General features: G+C 71.2%; 18 protein-coding genes. 11 read left to right on the top strand and 7 right to left on the bottom strand.

The window, feature by feature from the left end:
• Positions 1-9 precede the first annotated feature (9 nt).
• Both ACFYRY_RS03000 and ACFYRY_RS02995 read right to left on the bottom strand, forming a co-directional pair.
• Complete coding sequence (locus ACFYRY_RS03000) at positions 10-1,224, bottom strand: amidohydrolase family protein (protein WP_389139354.1); 1,215 nt, start codon at positions 1,222-1,224, stop codon at positions 10-12.
• A gap of 82 nt (positions 1,225-1,306) precedes the next feature.
• Entirely contained in the window at positions 1,307-2,110 is an 804-nt protein-coding gene (locus tag ACFYRY_RS02995; RefSeq protein WP_389139352.1) for a FadR/GntR family transcriptional regulator, read from the bottom strand.
• Between the two features lie 167 nt (positions 2,111-2,277).
• Between ACFYRY_RS02995 and ACFYRY_RS02990 the strand changes: the two genes are divergently transcribed.
• A complete protein-coding gene (locus ACFYRY_RS02990) occupies positions 2,278-3,105 on the top strand; it encodes an enoyl-CoA hydratase-related protein (protein WP_389139351.1) in 828 nt (275 codons plus the stop codon).
• Positions 3,102-3,674, top strand: coding sequence for a DUF2889 domain-containing protein (locus ACFYRY_RS02985; RefSeq protein WP_389139350.1), 573 nt, complete (start codon positions 3,102-3,104; stop codon positions 3,672-3,674). The genes ACFYRY_RS02990 and ACFYRY_RS02985 overlap by 4 nt, the downstream gene beginning before the upstream one ends.
• Here ACFYRY_RS02985 and ACFYRY_RS02980 read toward each other — a convergent pair.
• The 3 genes from ACFYRY_RS02980 to ACFYRY_RS02970 form a co-directional block, all read right to left on the bottom strand.
• Complete coding sequence (locus ACFYRY_RS02980) at positions 3,671-4,858, bottom strand: SPFH domain-containing protein (protein ID WP_389139348.1); 1,188 nt, start codon at positions 4,856-4,858, stop codon at positions 3,671-3,673. The genes ACFYRY_RS02985 and ACFYRY_RS02980 overlap by 4 nt on opposite strands.
• A gap of 15 nt (positions 4,859-4,873) precedes the next feature.
• Positions 4,874-5,122, bottom strand: a complete 249-nt coding sequence (locus ACFYRY_RS02975) for a hypothetical protein (protein ID WP_389141038.1) — start codon at positions 5,120-5,122, stop codon at positions 4,874-4,876.
• A 119-nt stretch (positions 5,123-5,241) separates the two neighbouring features.
• Positions 5,242-6,468 carry an acyl-CoA dehydrogenase family protein gene (locus ACFYRY_RS02970; RefSeq protein WP_389139346.1) on the bottom strand — a complete coding sequence of 409 codons (1,227 nt, stop codon included), beginning with the start codon at positions 6,466-6,468 and terminating at the stop codon, positions 5,242-5,244.
• A 150-nt stretch (positions 6,469-6,618) separates the two neighbouring features.
• On the opposite strand from ACFYRY_RS02970, the gene fabG reads away from it, so the two are divergent.
• The 5 genes from fabG to ACFYRY_RS02945 all read left to right on the top strand — a co-directional run bounded on the left by fabG (position 6,619) and on the right by ACFYRY_RS02945 (position 12,212).
• Positions 6,619-7,365 carry a 3-oxoacyl-ACP reductase FabG gene (gene fabG / locus ACFYRY_RS02965; protein WP_389139344.1) on the top strand — a complete coding sequence of 249 codons (747 nt, stop codon included), beginning with the start codon at positions 6,619-6,621 and terminating at the stop codon, positions 7,363-7,365.
• 69 nt (positions 7,366-7,434) lie between these two features.
• Positions 7,435-8,685: an acetyl-CoA C-acetyltransferase gene (locus tag ACFYRY_RS02960; RefSeq protein WP_389139343.1), complete on the top strand. Its 1,251-nt coding sequence runs from the start codon at positions 7,435-7,437 to the stop codon at positions 8,683-8,685.
• Entirely contained in the window at positions 8,685-10,196 is a 1,512-nt protein-coding gene (locus tag ACFYRY_RS02955) for an OB-fold domain-containing protein (protein WP_389139341.1), read from the top strand. Before ACFYRY_RS02960 ends, ACFYRY_RS02955 begins: the two co-directional genes overlap by 1 nt.
• Complete coding sequence (locus ACFYRY_RS02950; protein ID WP_389139340.1) at positions 10,193-11,401, top strand: acetyl-CoA acetyltransferase; 1,209 nt, start codon at positions 10,193-10,195, stop codon at positions 11,399-11,401. Before ACFYRY_RS02955 ends, ACFYRY_RS02950 begins: the two co-directional genes overlap by 4 nt.
• A 16-nt stretch (positions 11,402-11,417) precedes the next feature.
• Positions 11,418-12,212 (top strand): SDR family NAD(P)-dependent oxidoreductase, encoded by a 795-nt coding sequence (locus tag ACFYRY_RS02945; protein ID WP_389139338.1) that lies wholly within the window; start codon positions 11,418-11,420, stop codon positions 12,210-12,212.
• 86 nt (positions 12,213-12,298) lie between these two features.
• Here the strand turns inward: ACFYRY_RS02945 and ACFYRY_RS02940 are convergent, their stop codons facing one another.
• On the bottom strand, positions 12,299-15,061 hold the full coding sequence (locus ACFYRY_RS02940; protein ID WP_389139336.1) for an ATP-binding cassette domain-containing protein: 2,763 nt from the start codon (positions 15,059-15,061) through the stop codon (positions 12,299-12,301).
• A 127-nt stretch (positions 15,062-15,188) separates the two neighbouring features.
• On the opposite strand from ACFYRY_RS02940, the gene ACFYRY_RS02935 reads away from it, so the two are divergent.
• The 4 genes from ACFYRY_RS02935 to ACFYRY_RS02920 are packed head-to-tail and all read left to right on the top strand — an operon-like array spanning position 15,189 to position 19,904.
• Positions 15,189-16,430, top strand: coding sequence for an ABC transporter substrate-binding protein (locus ACFYRY_RS02935; RefSeq protein ID WP_389139334.1), 1,242 nt, complete (start codon positions 15,189-15,191; stop codon positions 16,428-16,430).
• An 11-nt stretch (positions 16,431-16,441) separates the two neighbouring features.
• On the top strand, positions 16,442-17,146 hold the full coding sequence (locus ACFYRY_RS02930) for an ABC transporter ATP-binding protein (protein WP_389139333.1): 705 nt from the start codon (positions 16,442-16,444) through the stop codon (positions 17,144-17,146).
• Positions 17,147-17,163: 17 nt separating this feature from the next.
• A complete protein-coding gene (locus tag ACFYRY_RS02925) occupies positions 17,164-18,507 on the top strand; it encodes a hypothetical protein (protein ID WP_389139332.1) in 1,344 nt (447 codons plus the stop codon).
• Positions 18,504-19,904, top strand: a complete 1,401-nt coding sequence (locus tag ACFYRY_RS02920) for an acyl-CoA reductase (protein ID WP_389139330.1) — start codon at positions 18,504-18,506, stop codon at positions 19,902-19,904. Before ACFYRY_RS02925 ends, ACFYRY_RS02920 begins: the two co-directional genes overlap by 4 nt.
• A gap of 103 nt (positions 19,905-20,007) precedes the next feature.
• Here the strand turns inward: ACFYRY_RS02920 and ACFYRY_RS02915 are convergent, their stop codons facing one another.
• Positions 20,008-21,690 (bottom strand): PucR family transcriptional regulator, encoded by a 1,683-nt coding sequence (locus ACFYRY_RS02915; protein WP_389139329.1) that lies wholly within the window; start codon positions 21,688-21,690, stop codon positions 20,008-20,010.
• Positions 21,691-21,896: the final 206 nt, after the last annotated feature.

Here is a 21,896-nt window from a genome sequence, read left to right as displayed (position 1 = left end):
CCCTTTCGCTCAGCGGCTGATCAGCTGCTGAGCGTTGTTGTACATGATGTCGTCCTGGACCGACTCGTCGAGTTCCGCGAGGAGCTTGCGGTAGTCGGCCGGGTTGGCGATGCCCTCCGCGTGCGGGAAGTCGGAGCCCATCACGATGGACTCGTGGTACCCGAGGCGCTTGACCAGGCTCGGGATGTCGTCTTCCGGGTAGGGCACCACACGCACGTGCTTGCGGAAGATCTGGCTGGGACGCTCGTCCAACTGGCCGCCGAGCCAGGGACCGTTGCGGCCCATACCCCGGCTCTTGTCCATGTGGCGCACGAAGTGCGGCACCCACTCGGCGCCGAACTCGGACACCAGGACGTTGATGTCGGGGAAGCGGCCGAAGAGATTGTCGAAGATCAACGCGGACAGCGTCTCCTCGATCGGGCGCTGACCGTAGGTGTTCATCCACTGCCACGCGGACATCCGGAAGTGGATGGGGTTCGGGTCGTGGCCCCAGGCAGGGGCGACGTTCGAGTTGTAGTAGAACTCGCTGATGTGGTAGCAGACGCTGGCCTTGGCCTCGTTGACCAGCTTCCAGAACGGGTCGAAGTACGGGTCGCCGGGGGAGCGGCCGTACTGCGGGCCGGTCGGCAGCATGATGAACCGGGCGCCCTGCTCCAGGACGTACTCCAGCTCCTTCACCGCGCTGTCCAGATCACGCAGGGACAGCAGCGCGGGGGCGTAGATACGGCCCTGGTGGTTGAAGCCCCAGACCTCGTTCATGTACCGGTTGAAGGAGTGGTAGTTGGCGTAGAGCGGCTCGACGCCCTTCACGTACTCCTCCGCCACCAGCGCCCAGCCGCCCGGGTAGATGATCGTCTGGTCCAGGCCCTGCTCGTCCATGACGCGCAGCCGGGCCTCGCGGTTCTGGTACGACTCGTGCATCGGCTCGAACTGGTACGTCTCCTCGGGGTTGCCCGAGGCCATGGCCTTGAGCATCTCCTTCAGCGAGCCGGGACGGTAGACCTGCCCGAACTCCGGTTCCAGGCATACGACGATCCGGTCCCCGGCGAGGATCACCTCCCGCCCGTCCGGCAGGGTCACCGGTGCGACCGCCGTGCCGAGGAACTCCTTCGGGAGGTAGCGGGTGAAGGAGTCCCGCTCCTCGTACATGTGCTGGTCGCAGTCGAAGATGCGCTTGCGCTGTTCGGCCATGGCCGTCGCCTCCGGACCCCGGGGTCTGATCATTACGCTTATTCAGTACGCCTTCTATAATTATCTAACTGTTTATGGAGCGCAAGGGGTCAGGGCGAAGTCCGGTACGGCCAGGTCAGTCGAGGAGTTCGAGCACCGTCTTGGGTCCGGCGGCGTTCACCACGTCGTCGGCGCTGGAGATGTGCCGCTGCCACAGCTTCTCCGCCTCGTCGGCCTTGCCGGACTCGATCAGGCCGACCATCCGCACGTGCGCCCGGTGTCCCTTGAGGGCCTGTGCCTTCTGGGTCTCGGCGTCGGCGGCGGCCGCGGTGTACGAGGCGTTGGCCCGGTCGATGATGGTGCGCAGCATCCCGCACAGCAGGATCAGGGTCTGGTTGCCGGTGAGTTCGACCAGCAGGGCGTGGAAGGTGTCCTGCGCTTCGACCAGGGCGAGCGGGTCGTCCAGGACGGCCTTCTCGGCCGCCACCGCGTCGCGCAGCCTCCTGATGTCCTCGGCCGTGTGCTTGAGCGCGAGCTGGCGGGCGCAGGGCGGCTCGATGACCGCGGCCGCGCGGTAGATGTCGCCCAGGGTGGCGCCCCGGTACTCGAGGATCAGGCCGGCGAAGCGGGCTGCCACGTCGGCGTCGGGGGCACTCACCCGGGCGCCGCCGTGGGCGCCGCGGCGCACCGTGATCAGGGACTCCGACTCCAGTACCCGGAACGCCTCGCGCAGGGTGGGCCGTGAGATGCCGAACTGCTCCATCAGTCCCGACTCCGGCGGCAGCGCGTCGTCGGGCTTGAGTTCGCCCCGTACGATCTGGCGGCGCAGGTGCGCCGCGACCAGTTCCGCGGTCTTCGGGACCCGTACCTGGCGTCCGACGCGGCTGCGGGAAGGGGCGGGTACGGTCGCCGTTTCTGCTGCGCGGGCTGCCTCGGTCACGGGGTCTCCTCATATAGCAAAATGAATCGTCTTAGTGCATGAAGGGTACCAGGTCAAGTATTGGGTGATCTTCCTTTTGCCGCATCGGTCTGGTGCCCGGCTCGTCTTCTGGTATATAGATTATTCATCTATCTATAAAGCCGACGGCTCCGTGGGAGTGACCCTCGATGACCGAGAACCCGACCCCGGTGATCCTCACCGAGCTGACCGACGACGGGGTCATGCTGCTGACCCTGAACCGGCCCGAGAGGCACAACGCCTGGACGCTGGAGATGGAGCTGCTCTACAACGAGCTGTTCGACCGGGCCGAGGCGGATCCACGGGTACGGGCCGTGGTGCTCACCGGCGCCGGTCGCAGCTTCTGCCCGGGGATGGACATGAGCGTGCTGGACGCGGCGTCGTCCGGCGCCCGCCCGTGGCCCACCGACCAGTTGCCTCCGCGCACCCGCCCCATGTCCTTCCCCAAACCCGTGGTGGCGGCCGTCAACGGTGCCTGCGCCGGCATCGGGTTCAACCAGGCGCTGATGTGCGACGTCCGGTTCGCCGTGCCGCACGCCAAGTTCGCCGCCGCCTTCAGCGCCCGCGGGCTGGTCGCCGAGGACGGTGTGTCCTGGATCCTGCCCCGGCTGATCGGCTACGGCAACGCCAGTGACCTGCTGCTGTCCTCGCGCCGGATCACCGGGACCGAGGCCTTGGCGATGGGCCTGGTCAACCGACTCGTCGAGCCCGAGGAACTCCTGCCGGCGGCGCTCGCCTACGCGGGGGAACTGGCCCGGTCGGCCAGCCCGTACGCGATGTCCCTCATCAAGCGGCAGCTCGCCGACGACCAGGCGCGGACCTTCACCGACAGCAGCGACCGCGCCGCCGCACTGCTGGCCACCGCCAAACGGGCCCCGGACTACCGCGAGGGCGTGCTCAGCTTCATCGAGCGCCGGCCGCCGGTGTTCGCGGGTCTGGGCGAGGCCACGTCCACGCTCGAGGAGGCCACGTCGTGACCCGCTCCGAACTCCCGCTGCACCGCCGTACGATCACCGTCCGCGCGTACCAGGAGCCCGACGACGAGATCTCGGTGGAGGCGGAACTGCGCGACGAACGGCCCTGGGAGGAGCCGCCGGGAGGCGTGGTGCACCGGATGGGGCTCGCGGTACGGATCCGTCTGGCCGACATGGTCGTGGTGGCCGCCGAGGCGGACATGGCGACCTTCCCGCACGCCGAATGCCCGCTGATCGCCCCGGCCTTCGAGGGCCTGGTCGGGCTGAGTGTCGCCGCCGGATACAACCGCGCGGTCCAGCAGCGGTTCCGCGGCGTGTCCGGCTGTACCCACCTGTACGAGCTGGCCCGTGCTCTGGGTCCGGCGGTCGTACAGGCCGCCATCTCGTCGGGAGCGCGGCGTCGGGCCGGCGGAGATCCGACGCACAACCCGCGGGGCACCGCCGGGGTGCTGAACAGCTGCCACATCTGGGCACCGGACGGCGTGGGCCTGCGCAAACTCGACGCGGGCTGGCGCCCGGGGACCGGCCCACGTCCGGTCCCCGAGCTCACGACCTTCGAGAGCGCCGACTAGTCGACGTCCACCGGGCCGTCGCCGGGCTTCTTGTCCTTGCCCGAGCGCAGCTGGATCAGACCGTTGGTGCTGCCCTCCTCGGGGCGGTGGCCGTCGGAGGAGTCCGGGCCGTTCAGGTTCTGCCGGACCGAGTCGAGGATCGTCAGGCCCTGGGACACCAGGCCCGCGGCGATCTCACCCAGGCCGTCCGCGCCGTTGAGGACATTGACGTTGGCGCCGGCGAGGCCGCCCGCGGCCTCCTTCACGATCTGCGGGAGCTGGTCGATCAGCATCCGGTCGAGCGCGACCCGGTCGTAGGAGGCGGCGGCCTCCGCCTGGATCTTCATCCGCTGCGCGTCGGCGGCGGCGAGCACCCTGATCCGCTCGGCCTCGGCCTCGGCGGGCTTCACGATCTCGGCCACCAGCTGCTGCTGGCGCAGCTTGGCCTGGCGCTGGGCCAGCTCGGTCTGGGCGGCGAGCACCTCCTGCTGGGCATGGGCCTGCGCCAGCGGCCCGGCCTGGGCGGCCTGCGCCTGCGCGCGGTCCACCTCGGCGGAGTACTCGGCCTTGACGACGGCGGTCTGCCGGGCGTACTCGGCCTGCTTGCGGGCCGCCTCCTGCTCCGCCTCGACCGACGCCTGGGTGGCCTGGGCCTGGGCGATCTGGGCCTGCCGCTGGATGGCCGCCTTGTGCGGAGCGGACATCGCGTCGATGTAGCCGGCGTCGCCGTCGTCGATCGACTGGATCTGCAGCGAGTCGACGATCAGGCCGATCTTCGCCATCTCGGTCTTCGAGGTGTCCAGGACCTCCGCGGCGAGCTTCTGCCGCTCGGTGACGATCTCCTCGACGGTCATCGAGCCGATGATGGCCCGCAGGTGGCCGGCGAAGATCCGGCCGGTCAGGACCGACATCTGGTCCTGGTCGGAGAGGAAGCGCTGGCCCGCGTTGATGATGCTCTCGTGGTCGTTGCCGACCTTGAACGCGATGACGGCACGCACGTGCAGCGCGATGCCCTGACGGGTCACACAGGTCTCGGTGACCTCGGACTCGCACATCGACAGCGTGAGGAAACGGGTCTTGCGGAAGAACGGGACCACGAATTTGCCGTGCCCCGTCACCACTCGGAACGGCGCGCCCCCCAGTCCCCGCCTGCCCCCCGAGATCAACATCGCCTCGTCGGGAGCGGGAACGCGGTATCCGAACATTTCTCTTTCGACTCCTCAGTCGGCGCCGGCGGGATCGCCGAGCGCGTCCAATGGATCCACCCACTCGATGACGCCGACCTCGCGGCAGCCACGCGACTCGATCACGAGCACCGACGCCCCCGTGGGCAGTGGATCCTCCGACCAGGCGAGAAAGGTCTCCGAGCCGCCTCTGACCCGCACCAGGATCTCGCCCGGGCCGTTGGCGCCGCGGGTTGCGACGAGCACCTTCCCCGTACAACCGATCACGGCCTCGTCCTGCGGCATCACCGGCCGCCCTCCATCACTCTGGCCCACGATCCGACGATAGACCCCCCAGGGCCGGGCGCCCAACGGGCATGACGTTTCGACCTGCCTCGCCGGTGATGCCCGGCCCGGTGCATCCCCTAACCCGCCGCGGCCCTCGGCTCCCGCGGCAGCCCCAGCACCTTCTCCGCGAGGATGTTCCGCTGTACCTGGGACGTCCCCGCGTAGATGGTGCCGGAGCGGGCGATCAGGTAGGTCGTCGACCAGGACGCCGAGGAGTTCGCGGCGCCGGGGTCGTCGGCGCGGTAGGTGCGCAGGGGCGGGCGGCCCTCCGGTACCTGGCCGTGCAGGCCCATGATGTCCATCGCCAGATCGGTGACCGCGGTGTGGTACTCGCTCCAGTACAGCTTGGCGATCGACGTCTCGGGTCCGGGCTCGGTGCCCTTCAGCCAGCCGGTGAGGATCCGGTACCCCAGGTAGCGCATGATCTCGACCTTGGACCAGCACCAGGCGATCCGCTGCCGTACGACCGGGTCCTGGTCCTTGCCGTACTGGCGGGCCAGCTCCACGAGGCGTTCCACCTCGGCCCGGAACAGGATCGGGTTGGTCGCCGCCTCCTCCCCGCGTTCCACGCCCAGCAGGCTCTGGGCGACCGTCCAGCCGTTGTCGACGCCGCCGACGACGAGGTCGGCGCGGGTGCGGGCGCCGTTGAAGAAGACCTCGTTGAAGTGCAGCTGCCCGCTCATCATGCGAAACGGCCGCACCTCGACGCCGGGCTGATCGAGCGGGACGAGGAGGAAGGAGATGCCGTGGTGCTTGGGCGCCTCGCGGTTCGTGCGGGCCAGCACGAAGATCCAGTCGCTGTGGTGGGCGCCGGAGGTCCACACCTTCTGGCCGTCGATCACCCACTCCCCGCCGTCCGGCACCGCGCGGGTCTTCAGGGAGGCCAGGTCCGACCCCGCGTCCGGCTCCGAGTACCCCTGGCACCAGGTGTCCTCGCCACTGAGGATGCGGGGCAGGAAGTGGCTCTTCTGCTCCTCCGTGCCCCAGCGCAGCAGCGTGTTCGCCAGCATCTTCACGCCGAAGGTGTCCTGGGGCAGCCCGAACGGCACCCCCGCCCGGGCCAGCTCCTCCATCAGGACCACCTGGTGCAGCTTGGACAGACCGCGGCCGCCGTAGCGCTCGGGCCAGGTCAGGGAGAGGAAACCGTGCTCGGCGAGCCGACGGCGCCAGTCCCGGGCGAAGGCCCAGGCCGCGTCCTCGTCGAGGGCGCCGATGCCCTTCCAGTCCGACGGCAGCGTCTCGGCGAGGAACGCCCTGACCTCGGTGCGGAACGTCTCGGTACCCGCGGGATAGCTGATGTCCACCTGCGTCGTCTCCTCGTCCGGCTCCGCTCGAGCGGCTCGTCCGGCCCGGCCCGTCCGACCCCGTCTGCCCGACCGATCGCTGTATTGATTGTTTCAGCATAATAGGTTATCTATTTATGAGGAATAGCGTCGAGTCTGGGGCGGGCTGAGATGGGACTGCTGGACGGCCGGAACGCGGTGATCACCGGCGGCGCACAGGGCATCGGCTTCGAGATCGCCGGTGTCCTCGGCGCCGAGGGCGCCCGCGTGGTCCTCGGTGACATCAACGAGGACAGCGCGGCGGACGCCGCCGAACGCCTGGCGAAGAACGGCGTCGCCGCCACCTCGCTGCGCTGCGACGTCACCGACGAGGACGAGGTCGCCGCCCTGGTCGCCCACTGCGCCGACACCTTCGGGCCGGTCGGCGTCATGGTCAACAACGCCGGGATCACCCGGGACGCGACCCTGCGCAGAATGGCCCTCGCCGACTTCCGTGCCGTCGTCGACGTCCATCTGACCGGCGCCTGGAACGGCACCCGGCACGCCGCCGAGGCGATGCGGGCCCACGGGCAGGGCGGCAGCATCATCAACATCTCCTCCATCGCCGGCAAGGTCGGCAACTTCGGCCAGACGAACTACAGCGCCGCCAAGGCCGGCCTCGTCGGCCTCACCAAGGCGTCCGCGAAGGAGCTGGCGAAAGCGGGCATCCGCGTCAACGCCGTACAGCCCGGGCTGATCCGCACCGCGATGACCGAGGCGATGCCCCCGGCCGCCTGGGACGCCAAGCTCGCCGAGATCCCGCTGGGCCGCGCGGGCGAACCCGCCGAGGTCGCCCAGACGGTCCTGTTCCTCGCCTCCGACATGGCCAGTTACGTCACCGGAGCCGTGGTCGAGGTGACTGGCGGCCGGTACATGTGAGCGCCACTCCACCGGTGAGCGCGCACGCCATCCCCGTCCATCCCACCCGACCGACGAAAGGCCCAGCCGATGCCCGCCCTGCTGCGTGACGCGGTGATCTGCGAACCCCTGCGTACCCCCGTCGGCGGCTACGGTGGAGTCTTCCGCGACGTGACGGCGGCCGAACTCGCGGCCACGGTGATCCGCGCCGTGCTCGACCGCACTGGCATCCCGCCGGCCTCCGTGGACGACGTCCTGCTGGGCCAGTGCTACCCCAACGGCGAGGCCCCCGCCATCGGCAGGGTCGCCGCCCTGGACGCGGGTCTTCCCGTGGAGGTGCCGGGACTGCAGATCGACCGCCGCTGCGGGTCCGGGCTCCAGGCGATCATCACCGCGGCGATGCAGGTGCAGACCGGCGCCAGCGACCTCGTGCTGGCCGGGGGCGTCGAGTCCATGAGCCAGGCCGAGTTCTACACCACCGACGTGCGCTGGGGCGTGCGCGGAGCGGGCACCACCCTGCACGACCGGCTGGCCCGCGGCCGGGTCACCTCCGGCGGCGTCAACCACCCTGTCCCCGGGGGCATGTTGGAGACCGCGGAGAACCTGCGACGCCAGTACGTCATCCCCCGCGAGGAACAGGACCAACTCGCCCTGCGCTCCCACCAGAAGGCAGTCGCCGCTCAGCGGGAGGGCCGGTTCGCCGACGAGATCGTGCCCGTGACGGTACGGACCAGGAAGGGCGAGACGGTCGTCGACACCGACGAACACCCGCGCCCCGACTCCTCGTCTCAGAAGCTGGCGAAGCTCAGGCCCGTCCTCGGCCGCCAGGACCCGGAGGCCACCGTCACGGCGGGCAACGCCAGCGGTCAGAACGACGGCGCCGCGCTCTGCGTCGTCACCCACCCCGAGCGTGCCGCCGAACTCGGCCTGCGCCCGCTGGCCCGGCTGGTCTCCTGGGCCGTCGTCGGCGTGCCGCCCGAGACGATGGGCATCGGCCCGGTGCCCGCCACCGCCCGGGCCCTGGAGCGCGCCGGACTGAAGCTCTCCGACATCGACCTGATCGAACTCAACGAGGCCTTCGCCGCCCAGGTGCTGGCCTGCACCCGCGAATGGGCCCTGACCGAGACCGACTTCGAGCGGTTCAACGTCAACGGCTCCGGCATCTCACTGGGGCACCCCGTCGGCGCCACCGGCGGCCGCATCCTCGCCACCCTGCTGCGCGAACTGGACCGCCGCCAGGCCCGCTACGGCCTGGAGACCATGTGCCTCGGCGGCGGTCAGGGACTGGCCGCGGTCTTCGAGCGCCCCACGCACGCAATCAACGCCAATGGAGGACGCTGATGGCCGGACTGATCGCATACGGCGCCCATGTGCCGTACCACCGCCTCGCGCGGGCGGATGTCGGCACCGTACTGGGCACCCGGGCGGGCAAGGGCACCCGCGCGGTCGCGGGCTACGACGAGGACACCACGTCCATGGCCGTCGAGGCGGCCCGCAACGCCCTGGACCGCGACGGCCTGCGCTCCCGCGTAAGCCAGCTGTTCCTCGCCACCGCCGCACCCGCCTACCTCGACAAGACGAACGCGACCGCCGTGCACGCCGCGCTCGGCCTCGACGAGCATGTGCTCGCCGCCGACATGACCGGTTCGGTGCGCTCCGGCCTCGGCGCGCTGGTGACCGCCGCCCGCTCCCCGGTCCCGACCCTGACCGTCCTCTCCGACCTGCGCACCGGCCTGCCCGGCGGCAACGACGAGACCGCGGGCGGCGACGGCGCGGCGGCGTTCGTGTTCGGCGGCCACCGCAACGGGGCCCCTGTCATCGCCGAACTGCTCGCCCACGACACGGTCAGCGACGAGTTCCTCGACCGCTGGCGGCTGCCGGGCGCCCCCGCGTCCCGGGTCTGGGAGGAGCGATTCGCCGAGGATATCTATGTGTCCCTCGCGGGCAAGGCGCTCGGTGCCGCTCTCGAACAGGCGGCTCTCGACAGCGCGTCGATCGACCACTTCGTGGTCTCCGGACTGCACGCGCGGGCGTGCGCGTCGGTGCGGCGCACCGCGGGCGTACGCCCCGAGGCGGTGACCCCGGACCTCACCGGGGTGATCGGCAACGCCGGCACCGCCCAGCCAGGGCTGCTCCTCGCCGACGTCCTGGACCGGGCCCGGCCCGGGGAGGTCGTCGCGCTCGTCGTGCTCGGCGACGGCGTCGGCGTCCTCCTGCTGCGCACCACCGACGCGCTCCCGGCACACCGAGGCGCCCGCCCGGTCGCCGCCCAGATCGCCGCGGGCAGCGCGCCCATGCCGTACGCCACCTACCTTTCCTGGCGCGGCCTCCTGGACCGCGAACCACCCCGCAGGCCGGACCCCGAGCCGCCCTACGCCCCGCCCGCGCACCGCCGCACCGGCTGGAAGTACGGCTTCGTCGCCGCCCGTTGCGAGAAGTGCGGCACCCGGCAGCTGCCGCCGGACCGGGTGTGCGCGTCCTGCCGGAGCGTGGACACCATGACGGACGAGCCGATGCAGCACGTACGCGGCACGGTCGCCACGTTCACCGTGGACCGGCTGGCCCACACGCCGAGTCCGCCGATGCTGGTCGTGGTCGTCGACTACGACGGCGGCGGCCGGTTCCGCTGCCAGTTGACCGACGCGACCGAGGCGGACGCCGTCATCGGCGCCCGGGTGGAGATGACGTTCCGGCGCACGGTCACGGCGTCCGGCGTCCACAACTACTTCTGGAAGGCCCGGCCGGTACGCATGGCCGATTCCACCGATTCCACCGATTCCACCGATTCCACCGATGCCACCGATTCCCTGAGGACCGACGGGACCGGCGAGACCGAGGAGACACACGGATGAGCTCACACGGAATCCGGGACCGGGTCGCGATCGTCGGCATGGGCTGCACGCCCTTCGGCGAGCACTGGACCCGCTCGGCGGACGACCTGCTGATCGACGCCGTGGGGGAGGCCGTCACCTCGGCCGGCATCACCCTCGACGACATCGACGCGTTCTGGCTCGGCACCCAGGCCTCCGGTGTCTCCGGGCTGACCCTGAGCCGGCCGCTGCGCCTGCCCTGCAAGCCGGTCACCCGGGTGGAGAACATGTGCGCCACCGGCTCGGAAGCACTGCGCAACGCCTGTTACGCGGTCGCCTCGGGCGCGTACGACGTGGCCATGGCCGTCGGCGTGGAGAAACTGAAGGACTCCGGCATGTCCGGGCTGTCCGGTACCGCGATCCCGGGCGCCGGAGACGACAGCCGCGGCGAGATCACCGCTCCGGCGAACTTCTCCCTCCTCGCCCCCGCCTACGCGGCCAAGTACGGCCTGGCGGAGGACGAGATGAAGGACGTCATCACCCGCATCGCCTGGAAGAACCACGTCAACGGGGCCCGCAACCCCCGCGCCCAGTTCCGCAAGGAGGTCCCGACGGAGCGGATCCGGTCGGCCGCGATCGTCGCGGGCATGCTCGGCGTGTTCGACTGCTCGGGAGTCTCCGACGGCTCGGCGGCCGCGATCGTCGTCCGCGCCGAGGACGCCTACAGGTACACCGACAAGCCGATCTTCGTGAAGGCGCTGTCCTTCGTCGCGGGCCCGGCGGACGGGCTCCTCGACCCGGAGTACGACTTCACCACCTTCCCCGAGGTCGTCGCCTCCGCACAGGAGGCCTACCGGCAGGCCGGCATCACCGACCCGCGTGCCGAGCTCGCGCTCGCCGAGGTCCACGACTGCTTCACGCCCACGGAGTTGGTGCTGATGGAGGACCTGGGCTTCTCCGAGCGCGGTCAGGGATGGAAGGACGTGACCAGCGGCGCCTTCGACCTGGACGGCTCGCTGCCGGTCAACCCGGACGGGGGCTTGAAGGCCTTCGGCCACCCGATCGGTGCCTCAGGCCTGCGCATGATGTTCGAGGCCTGGCTGCAACTGCGCGGCGAGGCACCGGCCGAGCGGACGGTGAAGTCCGTGGCCGAAGGACGCTCGCTCGCCCTGACCCACAACCTCGGCGGCGGACCCGGCGAGTGCGTCTCGTTCGTGTCGGTCGTCGGCAGTCAACTCACCGAATAGAAACGGCGGTTCGGCCATGGCGCGACTCGAAGACAAGATCGCCGTCGTCACCGGGGCCGCGTCCGGCATCGGCGCGGCCACCGCCCGTCGCCTGGCGGCCGAAGGCGCGCACACGGTGGTCGCCGACATCGACCTCGACGGCGCCGAGGCGGTGACCGAGGAGATCCGCGCCGCCGGGGGCTCCGCGACGGCGGTCGCCGTCGACCTCGGGGACGTGGCCAGAGTTCGGGCCATGGTGGCCGCGGCGGTCGAGACGTACGGCGGCCTCGACATCCTGCACAACAACGCGGCGGCCACCCATCTGGCCGCCCGCCGGGACCTCGCCGTCGTCGAGGCCGATCCGGCGGTCTGGGACGACACCATGCGGATCAACCTGCGCGGGACCATGGTCGCCATCCAGGCCGCCGTCCCGCACATGGTCGCGCGTGGTGGCGGCTCCGTCATCAACACCTCGTCGGGGTCCGGCCTCGCCGGGGACCTGCGCAATCCGGCGTACGGCGCCTCCAAGGCCGCCCTCATCAACCTCACGCAGTACGTCGCCACCCAGTACGGCAAGCAGGGCGTGCGCTGCAACGCCATCGCGCCGGGATTCATCGTCACGCCGGCCAGTTCCGGCTCGGCGCACGGAGCGATCCGGGAGGCGATGCTGCGCCATCACCTCACCCCCCGCCTGGGGCGCCCGGAGGACGTCGCGGCGGCGGTCGTGTTCCTCGCCTCCGACGAGTCGGCCTTCGTCACCGGGCACACCCTGCGCGTGGACGGCGGGCTGCTGTCCCATCAGCCGTATGTCGCGGACCTGCGGGACGCGTGACGCGGCTGGTGTCGCGGAAAGCCGGAGGCGCTTCAGCACAGCGCCTCCGGCTTTCCGCCGTCCGGTGCCCGGTCCGCGGCGCCCGGTCAGGCCAGCGTCTCCGGCTCCAGGTCGCCCAGGTATGCGGCCCGCACCGCAGGATCCCGGCGCACCTCATCGGGTGTGCCGGCGCAGATCCGGCGTCCGAAGTCCAGGACGACCACCTGGTCGCAGACGCTCATGACCATGTCGACGTCGTGCTCGACGAGCAGCACGCCCATGCCCCAGTCCTCGGCCAGCCGCCGCACCAGGCCGGCCAGCTCCCGTGTCTCGTCGTCCGACAGTCCGGCGGCGGGTTCGTCGAGGAGCAGCACGGACGGCGAGGCCGCCACCGCCCGGGCGATGGCCAGCAACCGCCGCTCGCCGTACGACAGGTCGCCCACCGCACGGTCCAGGCTGTCCTGAAGCCCGAACTCCCTTACTGCGACCAGCACATGGGCGGGCAGCGGGCGGCTGCCGGGACGGACCAGGTCCGTGAGGTACGCCCATCGGCCGGGCCGGTCGCAGGCCGCGTACAGGTTGTCCAGGACGGTCATGTCCTCGAACAGCTCCAGCGACTGGAAGGACCGGCTGAGCCCGGCCGCGGCCCGCCGGTGCACGGGCAGCCGGGTCACGTCCCGGTCGCCCAGACACACCCGTCCGGACGCGGCCCGGGTGAATCCGGTGACGGCGTCGATGGCGGAGGTCTTGCCCGCGCCGTTGGGGCCGATCAGCCCCACCACCTGGCCGGGTTCGACGTCCAGCGAGAGCCCGTCGACGGCGACGACACCGCCGTAGCGCACGGTGAGGTCACGCACCTGGAGGGGGAGCGGTGCGGCGCGCGGCACGTCCGGCCCGGCAGGCACGGTCGCTTCCCGCTCTTCCTCCGGTACGGCCTTCCGAGCGCCGTTCCGCACGGCACCGGTCGCCCGTTCGGCCTTCTGAGCGGGCGCGCCCCGCTTCGCGGACACCCGGCGTCGGATGCCCGCGACCTGGCTGCCGAGGCCCTTTCCGATGCCGTCCTGGTTGCCCACCAGCGTCAGGACCAGGATGACCCCGCCGATCAGCGGCATCCACTCGCTCAGCCCGGGCAGCACCAGGTCCCCGAACCGGGCCCCCACCGTCCCCGCGGCGAAGGTGGCCCCGAACAGTGGTCCGACGAGGAAGCCGACGCCGCCGATGACGGCGAGCCCCAGCGCGGTGACGGAGCCGAAGCTCGCGAAGTCGGAGAAGACCACCGAGGTCGACCGGAAGCCGGTGAGCACCCCGGCGAGCGCGGCGATGGCCGCGGACAGGCCGAACGCGTAGAGCTTGGCCGCGCGGACGTCGATACCGAGCGCGGCGGCGGCCCGCTCGTTCGCCCGTACGGCGACGAGCCGGCGGCCGGTTCGGCTGCGCCGCACATTGGCGACCACCAGCGCGGCGGCGACGAACATCACCAGGACCACGGCGGCGTACCGCTGTGGATGGTCGACGCCGGAGACGCTGATCCCGAAGAGCGTCTGCTTGCCCACCACGATGCCGTCGCTGCCGGGGGTCGTCGACAGATCGGTGTTCTGGAAGACCATCGCCTCCAGGGTGGTGCCGAGGCCGAGGGTGATGATGGCGAGGTTGACCCCGCGGGTGCGGACCGCCGGGAGGGCGAACAGCAGACCGATCGGCACCGTCCCCAACACCCCGGCCAGCAGGGCGAGTTCGAACGGCCAGCCCCAGTCGGCCGCCGTGTGCCCGGCGATGAAGGCGCCGGTGCCGGCGAGGGCGTAGGCCGCGAGGGACACCTGTCCCGCGTACCCGGTGACCACCACGATCGACAGGATGACCAGCGACAGCACCAGGGTGTTGGTGATCGCGTCGGCCCACAGCGGTGTCGACAGGCTCACCAGCAGCAGCCCGACCAGGACGGCGAGAGCCAGCGGCACTGGACGTACCTTTCCGGTGCCCAGGGCGGGCAGCCGGTCCAGGAACGTGCCCCGCAGCGGCAGCGCTCTGCCCCGTGCGACCAGCACGAGGGCGATGAAGAGGAACGGCACCGACGCGGCCAGCCCGGTGACGCCGGAGCCGAAGCGGGTCAGCTCGGACTGCACGACTCCGATGAGCAGACCGCCCGCCAGGGTGATCGGGAACGACGAGAACCTGCCGACCAGGGCGGCGGCCAGCGCGCTCAGCAGAAGGGTGGTCAACCCGGTCACCGACAGTCCGATGACCGGCACGATCAGGATGCCGGTGAGTCCCGCGAGTGCCGATCCCAGGGCCCAGTTGACGGTGGCGATCAGGTCCGGGGACCAGCCGAGCGCGGCGGCGGCGTTCTCGTTCTCCGCGACCGCGGTGGTGCCGAGGCCGAACAGGGTGCGCCGGTAGAGGAGATGAAGGACCACCGTGATGGCGAGCGCGATGCCGAGCAGCCAGACCCGGTCCTCGGACACCGTCGCCCCGGCGATGGTCAGCAGCCGGGTGGGCAGCTTGCCCGGCACCAGTTCCAGGCTGTCGCCGTAGCGCTTGACGGCGAGGGCGGTGAGCACGATGAACACCGCGAGGGTGCCGACCAGGCGGGCCGGCGCGGAAGCCGTGCGCAGCGGGCGCAGCACCAGCAGATGGGTGAGGACGCCCAGCGTCGCCGAGGTGAGCACCCCGCACGCGGTGGCGGGCCAGTACGCGAGGCCGTGCTGGGCGGAGAGCTCCCACTGGACATAGGCGCCGGCCATGCCGATCGCGCCGTGCGCGAGGTTCAGGACTCCGGAGCCCCGGTAGACCAGCACGATGCCGTGGGCGGTGAGCGCGTTGAGCGCGCCGAGCCCCAGGCCGAGCAGCGCGAACCGCAGGATGTCGTCCATCGGGGAACCTCCCGGAGCGGGGCGAGACAGCACATTCATTTAAATAATTGTGCCGAGAGTACTTCACTAACTCGAAAACGCACCCCATGCTGTTCGCCATCTCGACGACGAGCTCCGCGGAGGAACCATGAACGACTCACGACGACGCAGAACCACCGCTGCGAGCTGTCTCGCGGTGTCCGGAGTCCTGCTCGCCGCAGGGTGCGGAGGAGAGGCGTCCGGCAGTTCGGCCGAGACCTCCACGCTGAAGGGCACACCGGTCAAGGTGATGGTCTGGACGCCGGAGGACACCCAAGGCAGCGCCCAGCCCGGGGTCCGGCTCACCGCCCAGGCCTACGAGAAGTGGGTCAACGCCAACGGCGGGATCAAGGGCAGCCCGCTGAAGGTCCTCACCTGCAACGAGAAGAACAACCCCGACGAGGCCGAGAAGTGCGCCCAGCAGGCCGTCGCGGAAAAGGTGGTCGCCGTGGTGGGGTCGTACAGCCTCGCCGGTGACCGCTACATGCCCATCCTGCAGAAGGCGGGCATCCCCTACCTCGGTGGCACCGGCGTCTCGGCCGCCGAGTTCTCCAACCCGCTGTCGTTCCCGGTCAACGGCGGTACCCCGGTGGTGTTCGCGGCCCACGGCCGGCAGCTGGTGCAGAACGGCTGCAAGAAGATCTCCGGCGTGCGCTACGACGTGGCCGCCGCGGCCGTCGTCTCGCAGTTCCTCACCCTCGGCGCGGTCTCCGCCGGGGGATCGGCGCCCAAGGACATCAAGGTGCCGCTCACCGCCACCGACCTCGCTCCGCAGGTCGCCGCCGCGACCAAGGGCAGCGACTGCGTGAGCGTCATCATGGGCACCGCCTCGGGCCTGTTCGTGAAGTCGTACGTGCAGTCCGGCGCCAAGACGAAACTCGGCAGCGTCGTCGGCAACCTCACCCCGCAACTCGCCGAGAGCACCGGCGGCAGCGGCAGCCCGCTGGAGGGCGCCGCGATCACCGGCTACTACCCGCCGACGTCCGACGCCGCCTGGAAGGACTTCCTCGCGGCCACCAAGGGCAACAAGGACATCGACCCCACCAACGGGGCCAACGCCACGACCTGGGTGGCCTTCAAGGTCTTCACCGAGGCCGCCAAGAAGCTCCCGACGATCACGGCGAAGGCGCTGGTGGATGAGCTCGACACCACGCCCGGCATCAACACCGGTGGCCTGACCCCGCCGCTGAGCTGGAAGGCGTCCACAGCCCTGCCGATCAAGGGCCTCAACCGCATCCACAACACCACCGCCACCGAACTGACCATCCGCGACGGGAAGATCGAGTGGCTGAAGGCCGGATCGACCTTCGTCGACGTCCGCAAGGTCCTGACGACCCCGCCGGCCGGCTGAGGAGCGGCCCCGTGCCCGACACCGACGTCCCCCTGATCGCAGCACGTTCCCTCTCCGCCGGATACGGCAGCCAACCCGTGGTGCGCGACCTCGACATCGAGGTCCGCCCCGGCGAGGTCGTCGCCCTGCTCGGACCCAACGGCGCGGGCAAGACCACGACCCTGAGGGTGCTGGCGGGCGACCTGAACCCGATGGCGGGCGAGGTGTGCTGGCTGGGCGGGACCGGCCGCGCACCGCTGCACCGCCGCGCCCGTCAGGGCCTGGCGTACGTCGGGGAGCGGGCGGTCTTCACCCGCCTCGACACCGCGGACAACCTGCGGGTCGGCCGGGTCCCGACCCGGCAGGCCCTGCGGCTCTTTCCCGAACTCGAGAAACGGCTCAGAACCGGGGCCGGCATGCTGTCCGGCGGCGAGCAGCAGATGCTGTCCCTGGCGCGCGCGTTGGGCCGCGCCCCCAAGCTGCTCCTCGCGGACGAACTCTCGCTCGGCCTCGCCCCGCTCGTGGTCGACCGGCTGCTGCGCGCCGTACGCGAGGCGGCGGACCAGGGCCTCGGGGCGCTGCTGGTCGAACAGCACGTCCGCAAGGTGCTGGACATCGCGGACCGGGTCTACGTCCTGCACCGCGGCCGCGTCACCATGACCGGCACCCCGGCGGAGCTGCGCGCCGACCTGGCCGCGATCGAGTCGTCCTACCTCGCGAAGAACGCGACGTCCTAACTGATTGAGGTGGTTCTGTGGCAAGCGCACGCGAGCAACTCCGGGCCCTGGTCGCGTCCGACGACCCGTTCGGCCAACCCGGCGAGGTGACCCGGGAGTTGCAGCTGGACGCCGCGCGGGAGGCCTTCGCCGCCCACCGCGAGCGCGTTCCACTGCTGCGCACCCGGGCGACGGAGACCGGCGTACGCGAGATCACCGGTTTCGAGGACCTCGTACCGCTGCTCTTCTCGCACACCAGCTACAAGTCGTACCCGCTCTCCCTCATCACCGGCGGCCGCTGGGACCGGCTCCTGCGCTGGTACACGACCGTGTCGGCGGTCGAACCCGGCGACGTCGACATCGACGGTGTACGCGACATCGACGAGTGGACCGAACGCGTCACCGCCGCCGGGCACCGTCCCTACATCACCAGCGGCACCTCCGGAAAGGTGTCCTTCCTCAACTGCGACGCCACCGACCTGGGTTTCCTGCACGACATCCTGGAACACGTCACCTGCTGGCCCGACCCGCTCCCGCCGAAGCCCACCCGCCGTGGCTACCTGCTGGCACCGGCGAAGGGTCCGATGCGGTCCATCGACGGCTTCCGCTGGCACGCGGACGTCTTCGCCAGGCCCGGCGAGACCCAGCTGCTCACCGAGGAGCCGCTCAGGGTGTCCGAGCTGATGAGCAGCGCACTGCTGCGTCGCCGGATGGCGGAGGGCACCGCGACCCCGCAGGAGATCAGCTCCTTCGAGTCCGCCTCCGAGACGCGCGAGGAGGAACTGGGCACAGCCGTGGCCCGGATCGTCGACGACATCTTCGCGCACCGTGACGAGCCGCTGCTGATCGCCGGGATGAACAACCAGCAGTTCACCCTGATCCAGGCCCTGCGGGCCCGGGGCGTGTCCGACGGCAGCCTCCACCCCGACACGCTGGTGCTCAGCGGCGGCGGCAACAAGGGCCGGGCGCTGCCCGACGACTACCAGGCGCAGTTCGCCGCCTTCTACGACGGTGTGCGGCGCGTGCGCAGTTACGGCATGACCGAGATGCAGGGCTCCTGTCCCGCCTGCGAGAAGGGCAACTACCACGTGCCGCCGTGGGTGATCCCGCTGGTCCTCGACCAGCCGGGCGAGAAGCTGCTCAACGCCGAACACGGCGTGGTGGAGGGGCGGTTCGCCTTCCTGGACGTCTCCCTGGAAGGCCGCTGGGGCGGACTGATCAGCGGCGACCGGGTCTTCGTGGACTTCTCGCCGTGCGACTGCGGCAGAGCGGGGCCCGTCGTCCTGCCCGACATCCGGCGCTACGGCGACCTCGGCGGCGACGACAAGGTCACCTGCGCCGCGACACTCGACTCCTATGTGCGGGGGATGATCCACGGATGAGCGGCACGATGCTCGACACGACCGCGGCTGCTTCCGTACCCGTCGTCCACGTGGTCCGCGGCGAGGTCGACCACGGCTCACACACCGCACACGGCCGCCCCGGCGCCGCCTTCACCACGCCGGCCCTCGACCTGGACCACCTCGTGTGGCCCCGCACCGAACCCGGCCCCGCGTTCCAGGTGCCCGTCGCGGAGATCGTCGACCTGCTGGTGGAGACCGGCGAGGCACTCAAGGCGGACCGCGCGGGACTGCTCGCCGAGGCCCTGGACCGGATGGCCCGGGTCAGCCCGCTGCCCGCGGACGTGCTCGAACGCGCCTACGCCGTGCTGTGGCGCAGCTTCCAGCGGCCCGGCCTGTACGCCCAGATCGACCACGAACTCGGTGGCGCGGACGTGCTCGACGGCTGGCGCGAGGTGCGGCTGCCCGGGAACCGGACCGCGGCCACCCGTGCCTTCCCGCCGCGCCTGGTGCACATCATCGCCGGCAACGCACCCGGTGTCGCCGCGATGTCGGTGGTGCGCGGAGCCCTCACCAAGGGCGTCAACCTGCTGAAGCTGCCCTCGAACGACCTGTTCACCGCCACCGCGATCCTGCGCACCATGGCCGCGGTCGCCCCCGGGCACCCCGTGGTGCGGTCGTTCTCCGCGGTGTACTGGCGCGGCGGAGACGAGACGGTGGAGAGCGTGCTGTTCCGCCCGCAGTTCTTCGACAAGCTGGTCGCCTGGGGCGGCGAGGCCACCATCCGCGGGGCGCTGAAGTACGTCGGCCCGGGGTTCGAGCTCGTCTCCTTCGACCCCAAGACCTCCATCTCCCTCATCGGCCGCGAGGCCTTCGCGTCCCTCGAGACACTGGCCCGGGCCGCCGAAGCGGGCGCCGCTGACGCCACGTTCTTCAACCAGCAGGCCTGCGTGGCCAGTCGCTTCCAGTTCGTCGAGGGCTCCTGGGACGACGCCGACCGCTATGCCGCCCTGCTGTGCGAACGCCTCGGCGTGGCCCGGGAGTTCAGCTCGGCGGGCGGCCCGCAGGTCCCGACCGAACTGCGCGAGGAGATCGACGTCCTGAAGTCCATGGCCCCCGAGTACCGGGTGTGGGGCGGCTACGACGGCCGGGGCCTGGTGATCCGCTCTCCCGAACCCGTCGACTTCCACCCCGACGGAAAGATCGTCGACGTCGTCCCGGTCGGCGAGCTGTCCGAGGCGGTGCGGCACGCCGGGGTCGCCACCCAGACGGTCGGCGTGTACCCCGACTCCCGCAAGGCGGACCTGCGCGGCGCCCTCGCCTGCGCCGGAGTGCAGCGCGTGGTGTCCCTCGGCGGTGCGGGCGGCATGCCGCCGGGCCTCTCGCACGACGGCTTCTACCCGCTGCAACGGCTGATGCGCTGGGTCAACGACGAGTGATCCCGGGGGCGTTGAGCGGGGCGGACGTCAGCTGGCTGCTGCTCACGGCGGGCCGTCCGCGCAGTCGTGCGTGGGGCCGTGGGCGCACCGGCGGCGCCGTGCGTCAGCCGAGCCTGAGCACGTCGAGCGCGGTGAGCGCCACGTGCAGTTCGGTGCGCTGTTCGCCGGACTCCAGGTCACGGTCGAGGAGCCGCTCGATGGTGCGCAGCCGTTGGTAGACGGTCTCCCGGGACAGGGCGCCGAGCCGGGCGGCGGTGGTCTTGTTGCCCGCCGCGTCCAGATAGTGGCGCAGGGTCGACAGCAGATCGGTGCCGTGGCGGGTGTCGTGCTCGATGAGCCGCCCGAGCTGTCGCTCGGCGTAGTCCTGGATCCGGGTGTCCTCGCGCAGCGCGTACAGCAGCTGAGGCAGGCCGATGTCGGACAGTTCGAGGAAGGTCCTGCCCTCGGGAAGCGGTCGCCCGGGCAGGGCCGCCTCGGCGACGCGGGCCGCGGCGCGGAAGGAACGCGCCGCGTCGGAGAGGTGCGTGACCTCCGGACCGACACACACGACGGCCTCGGGGCACAGGTCGAGGGCGACACGGCTCAGCCGCTCGACGACGGGCCGCCACGGCTGGGACGGCCGCAGGGCCAGCAGGACGCCGAGGCGGCCGGGGGCCAGTGTGCCGACGAGCGCCGGGACGCCCGTCGTCCTGAGCTCCTGCGACAACCGGCTCTCCGCCCCGCCGTCGTCGTCCGCCCGGACGTCCGCCCGGACGTCCGCCCGGACGTCCGCCAGCACGGCGAGGAAGACGCTGCCCTCGGTGGGCAGGCCCAGCGCGGCCAGCCGGGCACGGGCGTCCTCGGGGGAGTGGTGGCGCTGTCCGGCGAGATCACGCAACGCGTTCCGGTGCGCCGTGCGTTCCCACGGGGTGGCGTGGATGAGGCGGGCGATCGTGAGCGCCATCGCCGTACGCTCCAGGACGGTGACGTCCTCGGGGAGGAAAGCCGCCGGGGCGGAGGCCGGGGTGCCGGACGGGGGCGGGAGCATGGCGACCCGGCCCCAGCGTTCGCCCTGGTACTCCACGGGCGCCACGAGCCAGCTCTCGGGACCGCTCACCTCCGTGCGATCGCCGGGAGGTGTCGCCCTGGACCGCTGTTCCCAGCCGGTCAGTGCCTCGTCCACGGTGCTGCCGGAGGGCTCGCAGATCAGCGCCTGGTGCACCAGGTTCTCCAGGACGACCGTGCGGCCACTCATCTCCGCCGCCGCCCGCACGACCTCCTCCGGGCCCGAGCCGCGCAACGTCAGGGCCGTGAACGCCTCGTGGACGCGCTGGGTCCGGCGCATGGCATCCGCCTGGTTGCCGAGGATGAGGGTGTGGACGACCTGGGTGACCTCCAGGAAGTTGACGTCCTCGGCCAGGGTGACGAGCGGCAGCCCACGGGTCCGGCAGGCCTGGATGAGCGGGTCGGGCGGCCGGTGGTAGCGCCGGACGAGTTCGATGACCAGGGCTGCGGCGCCGACATCGGCGAGTTCGTCGACGTAGCGGCGCACGCCCGCCGTGTCCTGAGGCAGCGGCATCCCGGTGGTCAGGACGAGCTCGCCGCCCTTGAGGAACGAGGCGGGGTCCGTCAGTTCGGTGATGTGGACCCAGCGGACCGGCCGGTCGAGCCGGGCCACACCGGTGACGACCTCCGGTCGCCCCGCGGCCAGGACCGGCAGGGCCAGGACGTCGGCGACGGTCAGCGCACCGCCCGTGGGGGCGGCGCCTGATCCGGACGTCCGGGACGTTTCGACGTACTCGCTCATGGTGCCTCCCTGCCCGCCCGGACACTGTGACAAGCGTGGCTGACCTGCGCAAGAGCGGACCCACGGTGGTCACCGGGGCCACAGGCGGCCCGCCGGACCCGGCTCGGTTGACACAACGTCCGAACACCGCCTCCCCGCTGGACAGATCACGCGTTGTCGGCTCGCGAACGGGTGGAGATGCTCGGGATGCCGGAGTAGACCGCAAC

This window comes from Streptomyces sp. NPDC005263, from assembly GCF_042872365.1.
Lineage (GTDB): Bacteria > Actinomycetota > Actinomycetes > Streptomycetales > Streptomycetaceae > Streptomyces.
This window is presented reverse-complemented; position numbering and strand designations above follow the sequence as displayed.

Coding starts and splice junctions, on each gene's coding strand:
- ACFYRY_RS02935 (WP_389139334.1), top strand. CDS start 15,189: ATGAACGACTCACGACGACGCAGAACCACCGCTGCGAGCTGTCTCGCG.
- ACFYRY_RS02915 (WP_389139329.1), bottom strand. CDS start 21,690: ATGAGCGAGTACGTCGAAACGTCCCGGACGTCCGGATCAGGCGCCGCC.
- ACFYRY_RS02940 (WP_389139336.1), bottom strand. CDS start 15,061: ATGGACGACATCCTGCGGTTCGCGCTGCTCGGCCTGGGGCTCGGCGCG.
- ACFYRY_RS02920 (WP_389139330.1), top strand. CDS start 18,504: ATGAGCGGCACGATGCTCGACACGACCGCGGCTGCTTCCGTACCCGTC.
- ACFYRY_RS02980 (WP_389139348.1), bottom strand. CDS start 4,858: ATGTTCGGATACCGCGTTCCCGCTCCCGACGAGGCGATGTTGATCTCG.
- ACFYRY_RS02950 (WP_389139340.1), top strand. CDS start 10,193: ATGAGCTCACACGGAATCCGGGACCGGGTCGCGATCGTCGGCATGGGC.
- ACFYRY_RS02955 (WP_389139341.1), top strand. CDS start 8,685: ATGGCCGGACTGATCGCATACGGCGCCCATGTGCCGTACCACCGCCTC.
- fabG (WP_389139344.1), top strand. CDS start 6,619: ATGGGACTGCTGGACGGCCGGAACGCGGTGATCACCGGCGGCGCACAG.
- ACFYRY_RS02990 (WP_389139351.1), top strand. CDS start 2,278: ATGACCGAGAACCCGACCCCGGTGATCCTCACCGAGCTGACCGACGAC.
- ACFYRY_RS02960 (WP_389139343.1), top strand. CDS start 7,435: ATGCCCGCCCTGCTGCGTGACGCGGTGATCTGCGAACCCCTGCGTACC.
- ACFYRY_RS03000 (WP_389139354.1), bottom strand. CDS start 1,224: ATGATCAGACCCCGGGGTCCGGAGGCGACGGCCATGGCCGAACAGCGC.
- ACFYRY_RS02975 (WP_389141038.1), bottom strand. CDS start 5,122: ATGCCGCAGGACGAGGCCGTGATCGGTTGTACGGGGAAGGTGCTCGTC.
- ACFYRY_RS02945 (WP_389139338.1), top strand. CDS start 11,418: ATGGCGCGACTCGAAGACAAGATCGCCGTCGTCACCGGGGCCGCGTCC.